We start from the raw sequence: 16044 nt of genomic DNA on the forward strand, positions 1-16044 counted from the left end.
ATTCGGAGTCATCAGCGCGTCAGACCGGCCGCACCATGTGGCGGATCGAGCCAAGTTGCGCGAGCCGCGACCCGGCAACCTGATAGCCCATGCGCAAATAAAGACGCGCGGCAGGATTGTCGACGAACACGCGCAATTGAAGTTCGTGCAGCCCGCGCGCACGCGCCCAGCGGTGCGACATGTCGAGCATGTAGGTGCCGGCGCCCTGCCCGCGATGACCGGCCGCGATCTGTACGTCGCGGATGTGCAGCGAGTCGCCCTCCTCGGTCACGCGCAGCACGCCGATGCGCTCGCCGTCGGCCTCGAGGATGAAGTTCTCGGATTCGCGCCAGCTCGCGTAGAACAGGTCGCTGCGCCACACGAGCCCATGGCGCTTGTAATAGCCGCCCATGTTGCCGTGCGTCAGCGCTTCGGCAAACGGAAAATCGCCGGCCTCCGCAGGCCGGAGCTGATACAGGAGTCGCAGGTCGGTCGGATCGAGCATCGCGCAGGGGTCAAGAACGCATCCCGCCACGATAGCGCAGTCGCGTGCGGATGCAATCGCGGATTTCTCGTAGCGGCTCGACGCGTGATGACCGGTGGTTACGTCCCGCCGGCTGGCACAACCGGAAACGCAAATAAAAAAGCCCGCACGAGGCGGGCTTCTTCATTTTTGGCGGAGCGGACGGGACTCGAACCCGCGACCCCCGGCGTGACAGGCCGGTATTCTAACCGACTGAACTACCGCTCCAGTCTTGCTGCTTGCCTGGCAGGCGTCGGTTGCTTCCTGCCGGCGCATCGTTTGTTCGAACGACGCCAAAATCTGGCGTCCCCTAGGGGATTCGAACCCCTGTACTCACCGTGAAAGGGTGATGTCCTAGGCCTCTAGACGAAGGGGACAACGTACTGCTTACATCCTTAATGCAAAAGCCCGTTCAAAAAACGTTCTTTGAACGGGCTTCGTTCTGGCGGAGCGGACGGGGCTCGAACCCGCGACCCCCGGCGTGACAGGCCGGTATTCTAACCAACTGAACTACCGCTCCAGCTTTCCTTACCCTCGCCCGCAGGATCTTGTCACGCTCCTGCAAGCGATGCGGCACTTCTACGAAACGCCACTAAATCCTGGCGTCCCCTAGGGGATTCGAACCCCTGTACTCACCGTGAAAGGGTGATGTCCTAGGCCTCTAGACGAAGGGGACAGCGTACTGCTTACATCTTTAATACAAAAGCCCGCTCAAAAACGTCTTGAACGGGCTTCGTTCTGGCGGAGCGGACGGGACTCGAACCCGCGACCCCCGGCGTGACAGGCCGGTATTCTAACCGACTGAACTACCGCTCCAGCTTTCTTACCCAACCCGCAGGACGTCGGTTACGTTCCTGCGAGCCTTGCGACACTTCTACGAAACGCCGCTGAATCCTGGCGTCCCCTAGGGGATTCGAACCCCTGTACTCACCGTGAAAGGGTGATGTCCTAGGCCTCTAGACGAAGGGGACAAAATCTTTTCAGATCTGTCTGACTTTCGCTATTCACTTTTCAATCAACAGCGAAGGCCGAAATTCTAACTGCTTTGAATCATTTTGTGAAGCATTTATTACTACCACCGCTGCTTCGCAAATCAATCCAGCTTGTTCTGATGGTGGAGGTAAGCGGGATCGAACCGCTGACCTCTTGCATGCCATGCAAGCGCTCTCCCAGCTGAGCTATACCCCCTTGCAGAACAGAAATGAGATTATATGGAGCTACTTTGAACTTGTAAATACCCTTTTTGCGATTGGAGCGAAATTTTTTGCGAAGCTGCCGCGATGTCACGCACGGGCAGCTTCGCTCGCCCCCGAATCTCAGGCCAGCGCGGCCTCGATACGCGACACCACGACATCGCGGCCGAACAGGACGAGCACCGCGTCGATCGACGGCGTGTGCGTCGTCCCCGCCACCAGCAGGCGTACCGGCATCGCGAGTTGCGGCATCTTTAGCTTGTGCGTGCCGAGCGTCGCCTTCAGCGCGGCGGATACGGCCTCCTTCGTCCAGTCGGCCGCCTTCAGCGCAGCGACGAGATCGGCCAGCGCCGGACGCACCGCATCGGTCACGTGCTGCGCAAGCGCATCGGCATCCGGTGCCGGCACACGGTAGAACATCGCTGCGCCTTCCGCGATCTCCTTGACCGTCGTCGCGCGATCCTTCATCAGCCCGACCACGGCATCGAGCGCCGGGCCCGTGGCGATCGCCGCATCGTCGACGCCGAGTGCGGCGAGGAACGGTTTGGCCAGCTCGGCGAGGCGCGCGTTGTCCGCTTCCTTGATGTAATGCGCGTTCAGCCAGCTCAGCTTGCTGTGGTCGTACTGCGCGGGCGACTTGCCGAGATGCTCGAGATCGAACCATTCGACGAACTGCTCGCGCGAGAAGATTTCGGCATCGCCGTGCGACCAGCCGAGGCGCGCGAGATAGTTGACGACCGCTTCGGGCAGGAAACCCGCGTCGCGATACGCCATCACGCTCATCGCGCCGTGCCGCTTGCTCATCTTCTCGCCCTGCTCGTTCAGCACGGTCGGTAAGTGCGCGTAGACCGGCGCCTCGCCGCCGAGCGCATTCAGGATGTTGATCTGGCGCGGCGTGTTGTTCACGTGGTCGTCGCCACGGATCACGTGCGTGATGCCCATGTCCATGTCGTCCACCACCACGCAGAAGTTGTAGATCGGCGTGCCGTCCGGGCGCGCGATCACGAGGTCGTCGAGCTCCTCGTTCGAAATCTCGACGCGCCCCTTCACCGCGTCATCCCACACGACCGTGCCCGTCAGCGGATTGCGGAAACGCAGCACCGGCTTCACGCCGGCCGGCGGCTCCGGCAGCACCTTGCCGGGCTCCGGACGCCACGTGCCGTCGTAGCGCGGCTTCAGGCCGGCCTCGCGCTGGCGTTCGCGCAGCGCGTCGAGTTCCTCGGCCGACATGTAGCACGGGTATGCAAGCCCCTTCTCCAGCATCTGCGCGAGCACCTCGCGATAGCGGTCCATCCGCTGCATCTGGTAGATCGGGCCTTCGTCGAAATCCAGGCCGAGCCATTGCATCCCTTCGAGGATCGCGTCGACCGCTTCCTGCGACGAGCGTTCGACGTCGGTGTCCTCGATGCGCAGCACGAACGTGCCCTTCATCTTGCGGGCGAACGCCCACGGATAGAGCGCGGAGCGAATGTTGCCGAGGTGGATGAAGCCGGTGGGACTCGGCGCGAAGCGGGTACGGACAGGACGGGTCATAAACGGTAACTCGAACGCCTGGGGCGCATGAATGATTCGACGCGGGATCGACGGCGGCAGCCCGGACAGCAACGGGGCCGGCCGCGCCCGGAACGGGAAAGAAGCCGGAATTATACTCGCGCCGGACATCGCGCCAAGCGCGCCGCTTGCTTTATGATGTGCGCGCCGCGGCCGCCAGCCGGCGCGGCACCGGCCGCACGGAACCTGCCGCGCGGCCGCTCGGAACCTATCGCCGCCGCGGGCCGTGTAACCCGCCGCCAAGCCGCCGGAGAACCATTCGATGTCGTCCCCTCGCCTGTCGCGCCGCCACTTCACGATCGCCGCCGCGTCCGCCAGCCTCGCCGCCTGCACGTCGTTCGGCGACAAATCCCGTTCGGACAATACTTCCGGCGCCACGCAGCCTCGCGAGAAACCGGTGAAGATCGGCATCGCGCTCGGCGGCGGCGCCGCGCGCGGCTTCTCGCACATCGGCGTGCTGAAGGCGCTCGAGGCGCGCGGCATCCCGGTCGAAATCGTCGCAGGCACGAGCGCGGGCTCGGTGGTCGGCGCACTGTATGCGTCGGGCATGAGCGCACTGCAGATCAACAAGATCGCGCTCGACATGGATCAGGCAGCGATCAGCGACTGGGCGCTGCCGTTCCGTTCGCGCGGGCTGCTGCAAGGCGTGGCGCTGCAGAACTTCCTGAACAAGACGCTCAACAACCGGCCGATCGAGAAGATGGCGAAGCCGCTCGGTATTGTCGCGACCGATCTGCAGAGCGGTCAGCCGATCCTGTTCCAGCAGGGCAACACGGGGCTCGCGGTGCGCGCATCGTGCAGCGTGCCGTCGGTGTTCGAACCGGTGAAGATCGGCAACCGCGAATATGTCGACGGCGGCCTCGTGAGCCCCGTGCCGGCGTCGTACGCGCGCAAGATGGGCGCGAGCTTCGTGATCGCGGTCGACATCTCGGCCCGGCCGGACGGCGCGGCAACCAACAACCCGATCGAGATGCTGCTGCAGACCTTCACGATCATGGGCCAGACGATCAAGACCTACGAGCTCGACAAGTACGCGGACGTCGTGATCCGCCCGAACCTCGCGGCCATGGGCGGCAGCGACTTCAACCAGCGCAACGCGGCCATTCTTGCAGGCGAGGAAGCCGTCGCGCGCATCATGCCGGAACTGCAGCGCAAGCTCGCGGCAGCGCGCGGCGTGGCCGCCGCGTAAGCACGCGACGCGCCGGCCGGCGCATGCCGCCGGCCCACAAACGACGGTGCGACCGTCATTCACCGTTTGCACCGCCCCAAAACAAAAAACCCTGCCGCCTTTCGGTGACAGGGTTTTTTCGATCCGGCCGGACCGGCCGTCGAACGTCAGTTGTTGCCGTTCGCCGAATCGTCGCCAATCGTCGCGCGCACGCGCTGACGCAGATCTTCCGGCTTCATCGGGAACTCCGACTCAAGCCGGCGCGCGCCGGTGAAACGCTTTTCCCAGTAGCCGCTATCGAGATCGTCAACGCGGATGGTGCTGCCCGTCGACGGCGAGTGCACGAACTTGTTGTCGCCGATGTAGATGCCGACGTGCGAGAACGTGCGGCGCATCGTGTTGAAGAACACGAGATCGCCCGGCTTGAGGTTGCTCATGCTCACCTTCTCGCCGACGCGGCTCATCTCTTCCGCACGACGCGGCAGCGACATGCCGAGGGTGTCCTGGAACACGTAGCGCACGAAGCCGCTGCAGTCGAGGCCCGAATCCGGCGAGTTGCCGCCCCAGCGATAGCGCACGCCGATCATGTTCAGCGCGCCGACGACCACGTCGCCCGCCTTGCCGGCCATGCCGGCGAGGAACGACTTCGCGCCGCCGCCCGACGGCTGCGCGCTGGTCTGCTGGAGGGAGGAATTCGACGCGTTCTGCGTCGAATTTGTGACATTCTGGTTAAAACTGCTGACTTCGTCGGCGAACGCGCCGGGTGCTGCTGCGAACAGGGCGCCGATGAATAGCCCGGCGATGGTGCGCGCGCATGCCTGGGTCAGGGATCGATGCTGCATTGGTCGATGGAATTTGCTTAAAAATCAGCTGATTGGCGGAAAATTTCGGTCGATACTAGCCAGCGCGTAATCGTTTGTCAAAACAAATTAATAAATACAATCGAGATGATCAGACCATTGGCGGCCTATCACGCTTTCCAGACCGCTTTCAACAGCTTTTGTGTGTAAGGATGTGACGGTCTGGTGAAGATGTCGGCCACCTCTCCCGACTCGACGACGGCCCCGCCCTGCATCACCGCGACGCGATGCGCCATCGCCCCGATCACCTCCAGGTCATGGCTGATGAATACATAGCCGAGGTTGTATTTCTGTTGCAAATTCGCGAGCAGCTTGAGCACCTGCTGCTGGATCGACACGTCGAGCGCGGACGTCGGCTCGTCGAGAATCAGGATGCGCGGTTCCAGCACCAGCGCGCGCGCGATCGCGATCCGCTGGCGCTGCCCGCCCGAGAATTCGTGCGGATAACGGTGCAGCACCGTGCGGTCGAGGCCGACTTCGCGCAGTACCGCGAGCGACTTCGCGCGACGCGCATCGGGCGTCATGTCCGGGCGATGCAGTTCGAGCCCCTCGCCGACGATCCGCTCGATCGTGTGACGCGGGGAAAGCGAACTGAACGGATCCTGAAAGACCACCTGCATGTTCGAGCGCAGTGCCGTCTGTTCGCGGCCTCGATAGGTCGACAGCGCGCGCCCCTGGAATTCGATCGTGCCGCCGGCCGTCTTTTGCAGGCCGAGCAGCGCCATCGCGAGCGTCGACTTCCCGGATCCCGATTCACCGACGATGCCGAGCGTCTCGCCCTGCCGCACCGACACCGACACATCCGCGACGGCCGTCACGGGTACCGAGCCGAACCAGCCCGCGATGCCCGGCCGCTTGCGCGCGAACTGCACGCTCACGTGACGGGCGTCGAGCACGACGGGTGCGATCGGCATCACCGGCGCGACCGCGCGTTGCGGCCGGCTGTTCAGCAGCCGCTGCGTATACGGATGCTCGGGTTCCGCGAAGATCCGCTCGACCGGCCCGCTCTCGACGAGCCGGCCGTGCTCCATCACCGCGACGCGGTCCGCGAAGTGCCGCACGAGATTCAGGTCGTGCGTGATCAGCAGGATCGCCATCCCGCGCTTTTCCGCTTCCTCGCGCTGCAGTTCCAGCAGCAGGTCGACGATCTGCGCGCGGATCGTCACGTCGAGCGCGGTGGTCGGCTCGTCGGCCAGCAGCAGGCGCGGCCGGCAGGCGAGTGCCATCGCGATCATCGCGCGCTGCCGCTGGCCGCCCGACAACTGGTGCGGATAGCTGTCGACACGCTTCTCCGGCTCCGCGATGCCCGTGCGCGCGAGCAGAGCGATCGCACGCTTGCGCGCCTCGACCGCCGATACGCCGTCGTGCAGCACGATCGTCTCGCCGATCTGCACGCCGATCGTATACAGCGGGTTGAGCGCCGTCATCGGCTCCTGGAAGATCATCGCGATGTCCGAGCCGCGCAGCCCGCGCATCTCGCGCTCGCTCTTGCCAGCCAGGTCCTGCCCCGCGAAGCGGATCGCGCCGCTCACGTCGGCGTCGCGCAGCAGCCGCAGGATCGACAGCGCGGTCACGCTCTTGCCGGAACCCGATTCGCCGACCAGCGCGACGCGCTCGCCGCGACCGATCTCGAGCGTCACGTCGTCCACCGCGACCGTGTCGCCGAAGCGCACATGCAGATGCTCGAGCGCCAGCAGCGGGTCATGCTGCGTCGATACGACCGGTTCGCTCATCGCTGGCCTCCCGCCGCGCGCACCGAATCGGCGATCCGCGTATCGAGTGCGTTGCGCAGCGCGTCGCCCATGAAGGTCAGCAGCAGCAGCGTCGTGACCAGCACGCCGAAGGTCGACAACGAGATCCACCATGCGTCGAGGTTGCCCTTGCCCTGCGCGAGCAGTTCGCCGAGGCTCGGGGTCGGCGGCGGCACGCCGAGCCCGAGGAAATCGAGGCTCGTGAGCGCGAGGATCGAGCCGCTCATCCGGAACGGCAGGAACGTGATCACCGGCGTGAGACTGTTCGGCAGCACATGGCGCCAGATGATCTGCCAGTTCGTGAGCCCCATCGCGCGCGCCGCGCGCACGTAGTCCTGTGTGCGGTTGCGCAGGAATTCCGCGCGCACGTAGTCGGCGAGCCCGATCCAGCCGAACAGCGACAGCAGCACGATCAGCAGCAGGAAACTCGGCTCGAAGATCGACGCGAAGATGATCAGCAGGTACAGCTCGGGCAGCGAACTCCAGATCTCGATCAGGCGCTGCCCGACGATGTCGATGCGCCCGCCGAAGAAGCCCTGCACGGCGCCCGCGGCGATCCCGAGCAGCGTGCCGATCACGGTCAGGATCAGCCCGAACTCGACCGACACGCGGAACCCGTACACGAGCCGGGCGAGCAGGTCGCGCCCCTGCGCGTCGGTACCGAGCCAGTTCGCGCGCGACGGCGGCGCGGGGTTCGGCACGTTCGAGAAGTAGTTCAGCGTGTCGTAGTAATAATGGTTCGGCGGGTAGACGACGAAGTTGCCGGGCGCCTCGAGCCGCTTGCGCACATACGGATCGAGATAGTCGGCCGGCGTCGGGAAATCGCCGCCGAAGGTCGTCTCCGGATACGCATGGAACATCGGGAAATAGGTCTGGCCGTCGTAGCGCACGACGAGCGGCTTGTCGTTCGACCACAGCGGCGCCGCGAGGCTCGCGGCGAACGCGACGACGAAGATCACGAAGCTCCAGTAGCCGAGGCGCTGCTGCCTGAAGCGCTGCCATACGCGGCGCGCGGGAGACGGCGACACGCGGGCGCGCGCCGCGTCGATGCGGGACGACACGACGGCCCGGTTCATCGCGCACCTCGCCCGGTGACGCCGGGCATGCAGACGGACGGTTTCATGTCAGCGCTCCAGGGTGTCGAATTGAATGCGCGGATCGACCCACACATAGCAGAGATCGGAGATCAGCTTGGTCGCAAGGCCGATCAGCGTGAACAGGTACAGCGTGCCGAGCACGACCGGATAGTCGCGCCGCACGACCGATTCGTACGACAGCAGCCCGAGGCCGTCGAGCGAGAACAGCGTCTCGATCAGCAGGCTGCCCGTGAAGAACGCGCCGATGAACGCGGCCGGGAAACCGACGATCAGCGGCAGCATCGCGTTGCGGAACACGTGCTTCCACAGCACGCTGCGCTCGGAGAGCCCCTTCGCGCGCGCGGTCAGCACGTATTGCCGGCGGATCTGGTCGAGAAATGCATTCTTCGTGAGCATCGTGACGACCGCGAAGCTGCCGACGACCGACGCCGTGATCGGCAGCGCGATGTGCCACAGGTAGTCGAGCACCTTGCCGACGAGCGACAGCTGGGCGAAGTTGTCCGACGTGAGCCCGCGCAGCGGGAAAAGCTGCCAGAACGAGCCGCCGCCGAACAGCACGAGCAGCAGCACGCCGAGCACGAAGCCCGGAATCGCATAACCGACGAGCACGACGAGGCTCGTCGCGACGTCGAACGGCGAACCGTTGCGCACGGCCTTCGCGATGCCGAGCGGCACCGCGATCAGGTACGTGAGGAAGAACGTCCACAGCCCGATGCTGATCGACACGGGCAGCTTCTGCACGACCAGCGACCACACGCTCTGGTGGCGGAAGTAGCTGTCGCCGAGATCGAAGCGCGCGAAGCGCTTCAGCATCAGCCAGTAGCGTTCGAGCGGCGGTTTGTCGAAACCGTACAGCGCCTTGAGCTGCGCGAGCTGCTGTGCGTCGACGCCGGTGTGTGCGCGCATCCCGAACGGCACCGCGCCCTGCTCCGTCGCGCCCTTGCGCAATTCCTGCACGGCCTGTTCGACGGGGCCGCCCGGCACGAACTGGATCACCGCGAACGTAAGCGTCAGCACGCCGACGAGCGTCGGGATCATCAGCAGCAGGCGTTTGAGGATGTAGCTCCACATGGGCGTCGACTCGCGATCGGTAGGCGGGGTTGGACGTAGGGCGGCGTGGCTCAGTGATCGGGCTTCGCCCACCAGGTCGACACGACCCAGCCCTCGGCCGAATAGTACAGCGGCAGCGTCTGCGGGTAGCCAAGCGTGCGCTTGTACGCGATCCGGTGCGTCGTGCTGTACCACTGCGGGACCGCGTAGTAGCCATGCATCAGCACGCGGTCGAGCGCGTGCGTCGCGTCGAGCAATTCGTCGCGCGACTGCGCGGTGCCGAGTGCGTGCAGCAGCGTGTCGACGGCCGGCGACTTCAGCCCGATGAGGTTGTCGGAGCCCGGCTCGTCGGCGAACTTGCTGGCGTAACGCGAGTATTGCTCGGCACCCGGGACCTGCACGCCCGGCAGGCGGATCGTCGTCATGTCGTAGTCGAACGCGTCGAGGCGCTTTTGCAGCAGCGCGAAATCGGCCGTGCGAAAGCGTGCATCGATGCCGAGCTTCGCCAGATTGCGCTGATAGGCCGTCACGACACCTTCCATCGCGGCACCCGAATCGTCGAGGATCTCGAACGTGAACGGCTCGCCCTTCGCATTGCGCAGCGCGCCGTCGCGATAGGTCCAGCCGGCCTGCGCGAGCAGCGTGCGCGCCTTCAGCAGGTTCGCGCGCAGCGAGCCCGGCGGATTCGTGTCCGGCTGCGTGACCATCGGCCCGAACACGGCCGGATCGAGCTGCGCGCGCAGCGGCTCCAGCAACTTCAGCTCGCCGGGGCCGGGCGTGCCGGTCGCCTGCAGGTCGGTGTCGGCGAAGTAGCTGTCCAGACGCGTGTAGGCGCTGTAGAACAGCTGGCGGTTCAGCCATTCGAAGTCGAACGCAAGGTCGAGCGCCTGGCGCACGCGCACGTCGCGAAACAGCGGCCGGCGCAGGTTCATGAAGAAGCCCTGCATGCCGGCGCCGTTGTGCTGGCGGAATTCGCGCTTGACGAGCTCGCCGCTGTCGAAACGCTTGCCGACGTCGCGGCGCGTCCAGTTGCGCGCGATGTACTCGACGAGCACATCGTATTCGCCGGCCTTGAACGCTTCGAGCCGCGCAACGCCATCGCCGTACAGCTTGTAGACGATCCGTTCGAAGTTGTTGGTGCCCACCCGCACCGGCAGGTCGGCCCCCCAGTACGCCGGGTTGCGCCGGTAAGTGATCGTCCGGCCGTTGTCGTAGCGCTCGATCAGGTACGGGCCGCTGCCGATCGGCTGCTCGAACGCGAGCTGGTCGAACGGGATGCGCGAGCCGTCCGCGCGCAATCCCCACTTGCGCGAAAACACCGGCACGCCGCCGGCGATCAGCGGCAGTTCGCGATTCGCGCTGCGGAACTCGAAACGCACGGTGGCAGGATCGACCACCACGGCCTTCGTGATTTCCGCGAAATACGCGCCGAACTGCGGCGCGGCCAGCTTGCTCTTCAGCGTGTCGAACGAGAACTTGACGTCGTTGGCCGTGACCGGGTCGCCATTGGAAAAGCGCGCGCGCGGATTCAGGTGGAACGTGACCGAACGGCGATCCGGTGCGATGTCGATGTCGTCGGCGAGCAGCCCGTACGCGGACGCGGGCTCGTCCGAGCTGCCGGTCGCGAGGCTCTCGAACAGCATGTCGATGCCCGGCGCAGGATTGCCGCGCATCGTAAACGGGTTGAACTTGTCGAACGAGGTCAGCCGGTTCGGGTTCGCGAGCACGAGCGTGCCGCCCTTCGGCGCGTCGGGGTTGACGTAGTCGAAATGCCTGAAGCCCGGCGGATACTTCGGCTCGCCGTACTGCGCAATGGCGTAGGCCGCGTGCGCGGCGGTCGCGGCCAGCGCCGCCTGCAACACGAACACCGCGGCCGTGCGGCCGGCAACCCGTACGGCATGGCGGACACGCGCGGCGGCCCGGGGCGAACCCTTCGTCATAGAGGCCCTGTCGGTCGAATGAGGGTAGTAACGAGGGACGATTCTACCCATTCAATCCGTCGGGCCAAAAGAAAACCGCCATGCAGGCGGTTTCCTCATCAGCGAACGTTGCGCGCACATCACGCGTGCGCCCTGCCGATCAACGCCAGCCGTTGTGGCGACCGTTGTCCCAATGGCCGTGACCGCGATCCCAGCCGGGGCGGCCGCCGTGACGGTGGTACCACTCGTCGCGACCCCAGTAGCGACGGCCGTCCCAGTAGCGGTCGCCATGCCAGCCGATCACGATAGCGGGCGCCGGTGCGTAGACGGGTGCCGGCGCATAGACCGGCGCAGGCTGATAGACGACCGGCGGAGGCGGCGGCGGCGCATACACAGGTGCGGGCGCGACGTAGACCGGTGCCGGAACGCCGAGATTGATCCCGACATTGACTCCCGCCATTGCTGCGCCCGACACGAGCAAGGCCGTCATACCGGTCAAGAGCGAGGCAATACGCAAGGTCTTCATGGATTCCTCTTTGGGGGTTGTTTGATGTGTGATTCGACTATAACGGCAAGCGTTGCCACCGCATATTTCAAGTTTGTAAGAACTGATGCGCGGCATCGCAAGGGCAAGCTTGCGCTAACGTCTTGTAACAATCGACGGCCCGTCGGAGGCGCCCAGGCTCCCTTCCGCCTTTGCCGATCGGCGTTCGCACCGGCAGTGCGCACGCGCCGAATCATACAGTCGATGCCCCCCCGGCACCGCCCTCGCGGGCCGCAGCGCCCTTCTCGCGGACGAAAAAAAGCGGCACCTTCGTGCCGCTTCTCCGGTCGACGCATCGCGCCGCGATGCCGCTCAGCGCGACATCATGTTCATGCTGACGTTGTGCATCACCCACAGCGTGCCGACGATCAGGATCGCCGCGGTCAGCACCGTGTAGCTGAACGCCATCACGTTCCAGCGCTGGCCCGACGAGCCGTTCATGTGCAGGAAGTACACGAGGTGCACGACGATCTGCACGAACGCGAGCACGGCAAGCGCGATCAGCGACGCGTGCGGCGACAGCACGCCGCCCATCACGAGGCCGAACGACGCGGCCGTGAGCAGCACCGACAGGATGAAACCGGCGACATAGCCGCCGACACTGCCGTGCCCTTCTTCGAGTTGAGACGAATGCGAATGGGCCATTTAGATCACGCTCGCGAGATAAACAAAGGAAAACACGCAGATCCATACGATGTCGAGGAAGTGCCAGAAGAGGCTCAGGCACGTCAGGCGTCGCAGGTCGCGATCGGTCAGGTCGCCGCCGCGAAACACGATCTGCCCGGCGAGCACGATCATCCACAGCAGCCCGGCCGTCACGTGCAGCCCGTGCGTGCCGACCAGCGTGAAGAACGCCGACAGGAACGCGCTGCGCTGCGGGCCCGCGCCTTCCGCGATCAGGTGCGAGAACTCGCGCAGTTCCATCACGAGAAACGCCGCGCCGAGCACGAACGTCACCGCGAGCCATGCGAGCAGCGCGCCCCGCCGCTGCTTGTACGCGGCGAGCATCGCGAAACCGTACGTGATGCTCGACAGCAGCAGCGCAGCGGTTTCCACCGCGACGCCCGGAATGTCGAACAGGTCTTTCGCGGTCGGCCCGCCCGCATACTGCTGGCCGAGCACCGCGAACGTCGCGAACAGCGCGGCAAAGATCACGCAGTCGGTCATCAGGTAAAGCCAGAACCCGAACACCGAGTGCGACGGCGGATGGTCGTCGTGCTCGAGCAGGGTCGCGCTCAAGGTTTTCTGCAACATCAGTTGGCCTCCAGTTCCACGTCGTCGACGCGCGCGGCCACGCGCTGCGTCGGCTGCTTGTCTTCGGTCTTGCGCACCGTCGACGCAGGGATGTAATAACCGTCGTTATCGCGCGAGCTGTAGATCACGAGCGTCGCGACGATCCCGACGAGTCCGCCGATCGCCATCCACCAGATGTGCCACACCAGCGCGAAGCCGAGCACCAGGCTGAAGATCGCCACCACGAGGCCCGCGCAGGTATTCGACGGCATGTGGATGTCGCGGAACGACGCCGGGTTCGGCCGGCCTTCGCCGCGTGCCTTCATGTCCGCATACGCGTCGAGCGTGCGCACCTGCGGGATCACCGCGAAGTTGTAGTCGGCCGGCGGCGACGAGGTCGCCCACTCCAGCGTGCGGCCGCCCCACGGATCGCCCGTCGTGTCGCGGTATGCCGGCAGGTTGCGGTTGCGGATGCTGACCACCAGTTGCAGCAACTGGCACGCAATGCCGACCGCGATCAGCACGGCGCCGAATGCGGCGACCAGCAGCCACGGATGCCAGGCCGGGTTGTCGTAGTGGTTGAGCCGGCGCGTCATGCCCATGAAGCCGAGCACGTAGAGCGGCACGAACGCGACGTAGAAGCCGACCTGCCAGAACCAGAACGCAGCCTTGCCGAGCTTCTCGTTCAGCTTGAAGCCGAACGCCTTCGGGAACCAGTAGTTGAAGCCCGCGAGATAACCGAACAGCACGCCGCCGATGATCACGTTGTGGAAGTGCGCGATCAGGAACAGGCTGTTGTGCAGCACGAAGTCCGCACCCGGAATCGCCATCATCACGCCGGTCATGCCGCCGATCGTGAACGTGACCATGAAGCCGATCGTCCACAGCACGGGCGTCGTGAATTCGATCCGGCCGCGATACATCGTGAACAGCCAGTTGAACACCTTCACGCCGGTCGGAATCGCGATGATCATCGTCATGATGCCGAAGAACGCGTTCACGTTCGCACCCGAGCCCATCGTGAAGAAGTGGTGCAGCCACACGAGGAACGACAGCACCATGATCGCGCAGGTCGCGTACACCATCGTCTTGTAGCCGAACAGCGGCTTCTTCGCGAACGTCGCGATGACTTCCGAGAAGATCCCGAACGCCGGCAGGATCAGGATGTACACCTCCGGATGGCCCCACGCCCAGATCAGGTTCAGGTACAGCATCGCGTTGCCGCCGGCTTCGTTCGTGAAGAAGTGCATGCCGAGGTAACGGTCGAGGCCGAGCAGCGCGAGCGTCGCGGTCAGGATCGGGAACGACGCCATGATCAGCACGTTCGTGCAGAGCGCGGTCCACGTGAACACCGGCATCTTCATCAGCGTCATGCCCGGCGCGCGCATCTTGATGATCGTCACGAAGAAGTTCACGCCGGTCAGCAGCGTGCCGACGCCCGATATCTGCAGCGCCCACAGGTAGTAGTCGACCCCTACCCCCGGACTGAACTGCAGCTCCGACAGCGGCGGATAGGCGAGCCAGCCCGTCTGCGCGAATTCGCCGATCACGAGCGATACGTTGATCAGGATCGCACTGACGGCCGTCATCCAGAAGGAGAGCGAGTTGATGAACGGGAATGCGACGTCGCGCGCGCCGATCTGCAGCGGCACGACCAGGTTCATCAGGCCGACCATGAACACCATCGCCATGAAGAAGATCATGATCACGCCGTGTGCCGTGAAGACCTGGTCATAGTGGTGCGGCGGCAGGTAGCCGGGCCCGTTGTACGAGAGCGCGAGCTGCATGCGCATCATGATCGCGTCGGCGAAGCCGCGCAGCAGCATGATCAGCGCGACGATGATGTACATCACGCCGAGTCTCTTGTGGTCGACCGTGGTCAGCCATTCCGTCCACAGCCATTTCCACCGGCCGGTGATCGTCAGCGCGGCGAGAATGCCCAGCACGACCAGCCCCATGAAGGCGCCTGCCCCCATGATGATGGGCTGATCGAACGGGATCGCCGAAAGTGTGAGTTTGCCGAACATGCGTTACCCCTTCGTGCCGCAGGCGGCGTCCTTCAGGTCGAGGACGTGGCCATCGTTGTATTTCGCGATGATGTTGTGGAAGAGCCGCGGATCGACCGACGAGAAGTAGCGCACCGGCGCCTTCTCGCTCGGCTGGGCGACGGTACCGTACACGGTCGCGTCGAGACGGTCGGGCGAGGCCTTCACCTTCTGCACCCATGCATCGAACTGTTCGCGCGGCTCGGCGAGCGTGCGGAACTTCATGTCGGAGAAGCCGCGGCCGCTGAAGTTGGCGGACGTGCCCGCGTAGTTGCCGGGCTCGTCGGCGATCAGGTGCAGGCGCGTCTGCATGCCGGCCATCGCGTAGACCTGGCCGCCGAGCTGCGGGATGAAGAACGAGTTCATCACCGAATCCGACGTGATGCGGAAGTTCACCGGCGTGCCGACCGGAATCGCGAGCTGGTTCACCGACGCGATACCGAGTTCCGGATAGATGAACAGCCACTTCCAGTCAAGCGCAACGACCTCGACGTCGATCGGCTTCACCGACGACTCGAGCGGCTTGTACGGGTCGAGCTCGTGCGTGGTCTTCCACGTGAGCACGCCGAGGAACAGGATGATCAGCGTCGGCACCGTCCAGATCACGACCTCGATCGCGGTCGAGTGTGACCAGTTCGGCGCGTAGGTGGCGTTGCGGTTCGATGCGCGGTAACGCCACGCGAACCACAGCGTGAGCAGGATCACCGGCACGACGACGACCAGCATCGCCCAGGTGGACGTCGCGATCAGCGCCTTTTCGGCAGCACCCACGCTTCCTTTCGGATTTAGTACATCTAAATTACAGCCTGACAGGCTCAGGGCCGCGCCGATCGACATCAGCGCCACCCCGCCTTTTGAAGCTCTTCTTTTCATCACACCGCCCGAGGGTCATTGAATCCGTTTGCGTATGCCCGATGCGCATTCGATCCACGAAAGTGGCCGAATCATACGTCGCGCGAGTGCGATGAAGAACCAGCTAATGCGGAAAATCATCATTGCAGAATCTGTTGTGAGACACATTGTCGCGGGGCAATTTCACGCAGCCGCAAGCGGGCCGGCGCTACCTGCGCCGGACCGCGATCGATGTGTACGCAACGGCCGCACCGCCGCGCGATGAGCCCCGTTCGCGCG

At 64.7% G+C, this 16044-nt stretch carries 14 protein-coding genes and 8 tRNA genes; 3 read left to right on the plus strand and 19 right to left on the minus strand.

The genetic code is table 11. From position 1 onward, the window contains the following. Positions 1-19: 19 nt before the first annotated feature. The 9 genes from ACTJLD_RS27065 to gltX form a co-directional block, all read right to left on the minus strand. Positions 20-484: a GNAT family N-acetyltransferase gene (locus ACTJLD_RS27065; protein WP_027787064.1), complete on the minus strand. Its 465-nt coding sequence runs from the start codon at positions 482-484 to the stop codon at positions 20-22. A gap of 169 nt (positions 485-653) precedes the next feature. After that, positions 654-730: transfer RNA gene (locus ACTJLD_RS27070), tRNA-Asp, on the minus strand. A 73-nt stretch (positions 731-803) separates the two neighbouring features. Further along, positions 804-879: transfer RNA gene (locus tag ACTJLD_RS27075), tRNA-Glu, on the minus strand. Between the two features lie 66 nt (positions 880-945). Then, positions 946-1022: transfer RNA gene (locus ACTJLD_RS27080), tRNA-Asp, on the minus strand. 80 nt (positions 1023-1102) lie between these two features. Further along, positions 1103-1178 (minus strand) — tRNA-Glu (locus ACTJLD_RS27085). 63 nt (positions 1179-1241) lie between these two features. Beyond that, positions 1242-1318: transfer RNA gene (locus tag ACTJLD_RS27090), tRNA-Asp, on the minus strand. Between the two features lie 79 nt (positions 1319-1397). Further along, a tRNA-Glu gene (locus ACTJLD_RS27095) sits at positions 1398-1473 on the minus strand. 141 nt (positions 1474-1614) lie between these two features. Next, a tRNA-Ala gene (locus tag ACTJLD_RS27100) sits at positions 1615-1690 on the minus strand. A gap of 128 nt (positions 1691-1818) precedes the next feature. Continuing rightward, a complete protein-coding gene (gltX, locus tag ACTJLD_RS27105) occupies positions 1819-3228 on the minus strand; it encodes a glutamate--tRNA ligase (RefSeq protein ID WP_027787063.1) in 1410 nt (469 codons plus the stop codon). Between the two features lie 280 nt (positions 3229-3508). On the opposite strand from gltX, the gene ACTJLD_RS27110 reads away from it, so the two are divergent. After that, on the plus strand, positions 3509-4435 hold the full coding sequence (locus ACTJLD_RS27110; RefSeq protein WP_059694727.1) for a patatin-like phospholipase family protein: 927 nt from the start codon (positions 3509-3511) through the stop codon (positions 4433-4435). Positions 4436-4581: 146 nt separating this feature from the next. On the opposite strand, the gene ACTJLD_RS27115 is transcribed toward ACTJLD_RS27110, so the two are convergent. The 5 genes from ACTJLD_RS27115 to ACTJLD_RS27135 form a co-directional block, all read right to left on the minus strand. Then, on the minus strand, positions 4582-5256 hold the full coding sequence (locus ACTJLD_RS27115) for a C40 family peptidase (protein WP_021162486.1): 675 nt from the start codon (positions 5254-5256) through the stop codon (positions 4582-4584). 128 nt (positions 5257-5384) lie between these two features. Continuing rightward, positions 5385-7007, minus strand: coding sequence for an ABC transporter ATP-binding protein (locus ACTJLD_RS27120; protein WP_060373099.1), 1623 nt, complete (start codon positions 7005-7007; stop codon positions 5385-5387). Beyond that, positions 7004-8101 (minus strand): ABC transporter permease, encoded by a 1098-nt coding sequence (locus ACTJLD_RS27125; protein ID WP_048020867.1) that lies wholly within the window; start codon positions 8099-8101, stop codon positions 7004-7006. The genes ACTJLD_RS27120 and ACTJLD_RS27125 overlap by 4 nt, the downstream gene beginning before the upstream one ends. A 48-nt stretch (positions 8102-8149) precedes the next feature. Next, entirely contained in the window at positions 8150-9193 is a 1044-nt protein-coding gene (locus ACTJLD_RS27130) for a microcin C ABC transporter permease YejB (protein ID WP_027787059.1), read from the minus strand. Positions 9194-9243: 50 nt separating this feature from the next. Continuing rightward, positions 9244-9927 (minus strand): ABC transporter substrate-binding protein, encoded by a 684-nt coding sequence (locus ACTJLD_RS27135; protein WP_148668953.1) that lies wholly within the window; start codon positions 9925-9927, stop codon positions 9244-9246. A 75-nt stretch (positions 9928-10002) separates the two neighbouring features. On the opposite strand from ACTJLD_RS27135, the gene ACTJLD_RS27140 reads away from it, so the two are divergent. After that, positions 10003-10129, plus strand: a tRNA-Arg gene (locus ACTJLD_RS27140). Between the two features lie 423 nt (positions 10130-10552). Further along, the gene (locus tag ACTJLD_RS27145; protein ID WP_155647991.1) at positions 10553-10936 is read left to right on the plus strand and encodes a hypothetical protein; all 384 of its coding nucleotides are present in this window, start codon (positions 10553-10555) and stop codon (positions 10934-10936) included. Positions 10937-11251: 315 nt separating this feature from the next. On the opposite strand, the gene ACTJLD_RS27150 is transcribed toward ACTJLD_RS27145, so the two are convergent. The 5 genes from ACTJLD_RS27150 to cyoA all read right to left on the minus strand — a co-directional run bounded on the left by ACTJLD_RS27150 (position 11252) and on the right by cyoA (position 15786). Next, a complete protein-coding gene (locus ACTJLD_RS27150; RefSeq protein ID WP_027787057.1) occupies positions 11252-11617 on the minus strand; it encodes a hypothetical protein in 366 nt (121 codons plus the stop codon). Positions 11618-11947: 330 nt separating this feature from the next. After that, positions 11948-12280, minus strand: coding sequence for a cytochrome o ubiquinol oxidase subunit IV (gene cyoD / locus ACTJLD_RS27155; protein WP_011352504.1), 333 nt, complete (start codon positions 12278-12280; stop codon positions 11948-11950). Next, positions 12281-12889, minus strand: a complete 609-nt coding sequence (gene cyoC / locus ACTJLD_RS27160; RefSeq protein WP_021162482.1) for a cytochrome o ubiquinol oxidase subunit III — start codon at positions 12887-12889, stop codon at positions 12281-12283. Continuing rightward, complete coding sequence (gene cyoB / locus ACTJLD_RS27165) at positions 12889-14895, minus strand: cytochrome o ubiquinol oxidase subunit I (protein WP_021162481.1); 2007 nt, start codon at positions 14893-14895, stop codon at positions 12889-12891. Before cyoB ends, cyoC begins: the two co-directional genes overlap by 1 nt. 3 nt (positions 14896-14898) lie before the next feature. Further along, positions 14899-15786, minus strand: coding sequence for a ubiquinol oxidase subunit II (gene cyoA / locus ACTJLD_RS27170; protein ID WP_027787056.1), 888 nt, complete (start codon positions 15784-15786; stop codon positions 14899-14901). Positions 15787-16044: the final 258 nt, after the last annotated feature.

It is taken from the genome of Burkholderia sp. 22088 (assembly GCF_052045915.1).
GTDB lineage: Bacteria > Pseudomonadota > Gammaproteobacteria > Burkholderiales > Burkholderiaceae > Burkholderia > Burkholderia cepacia.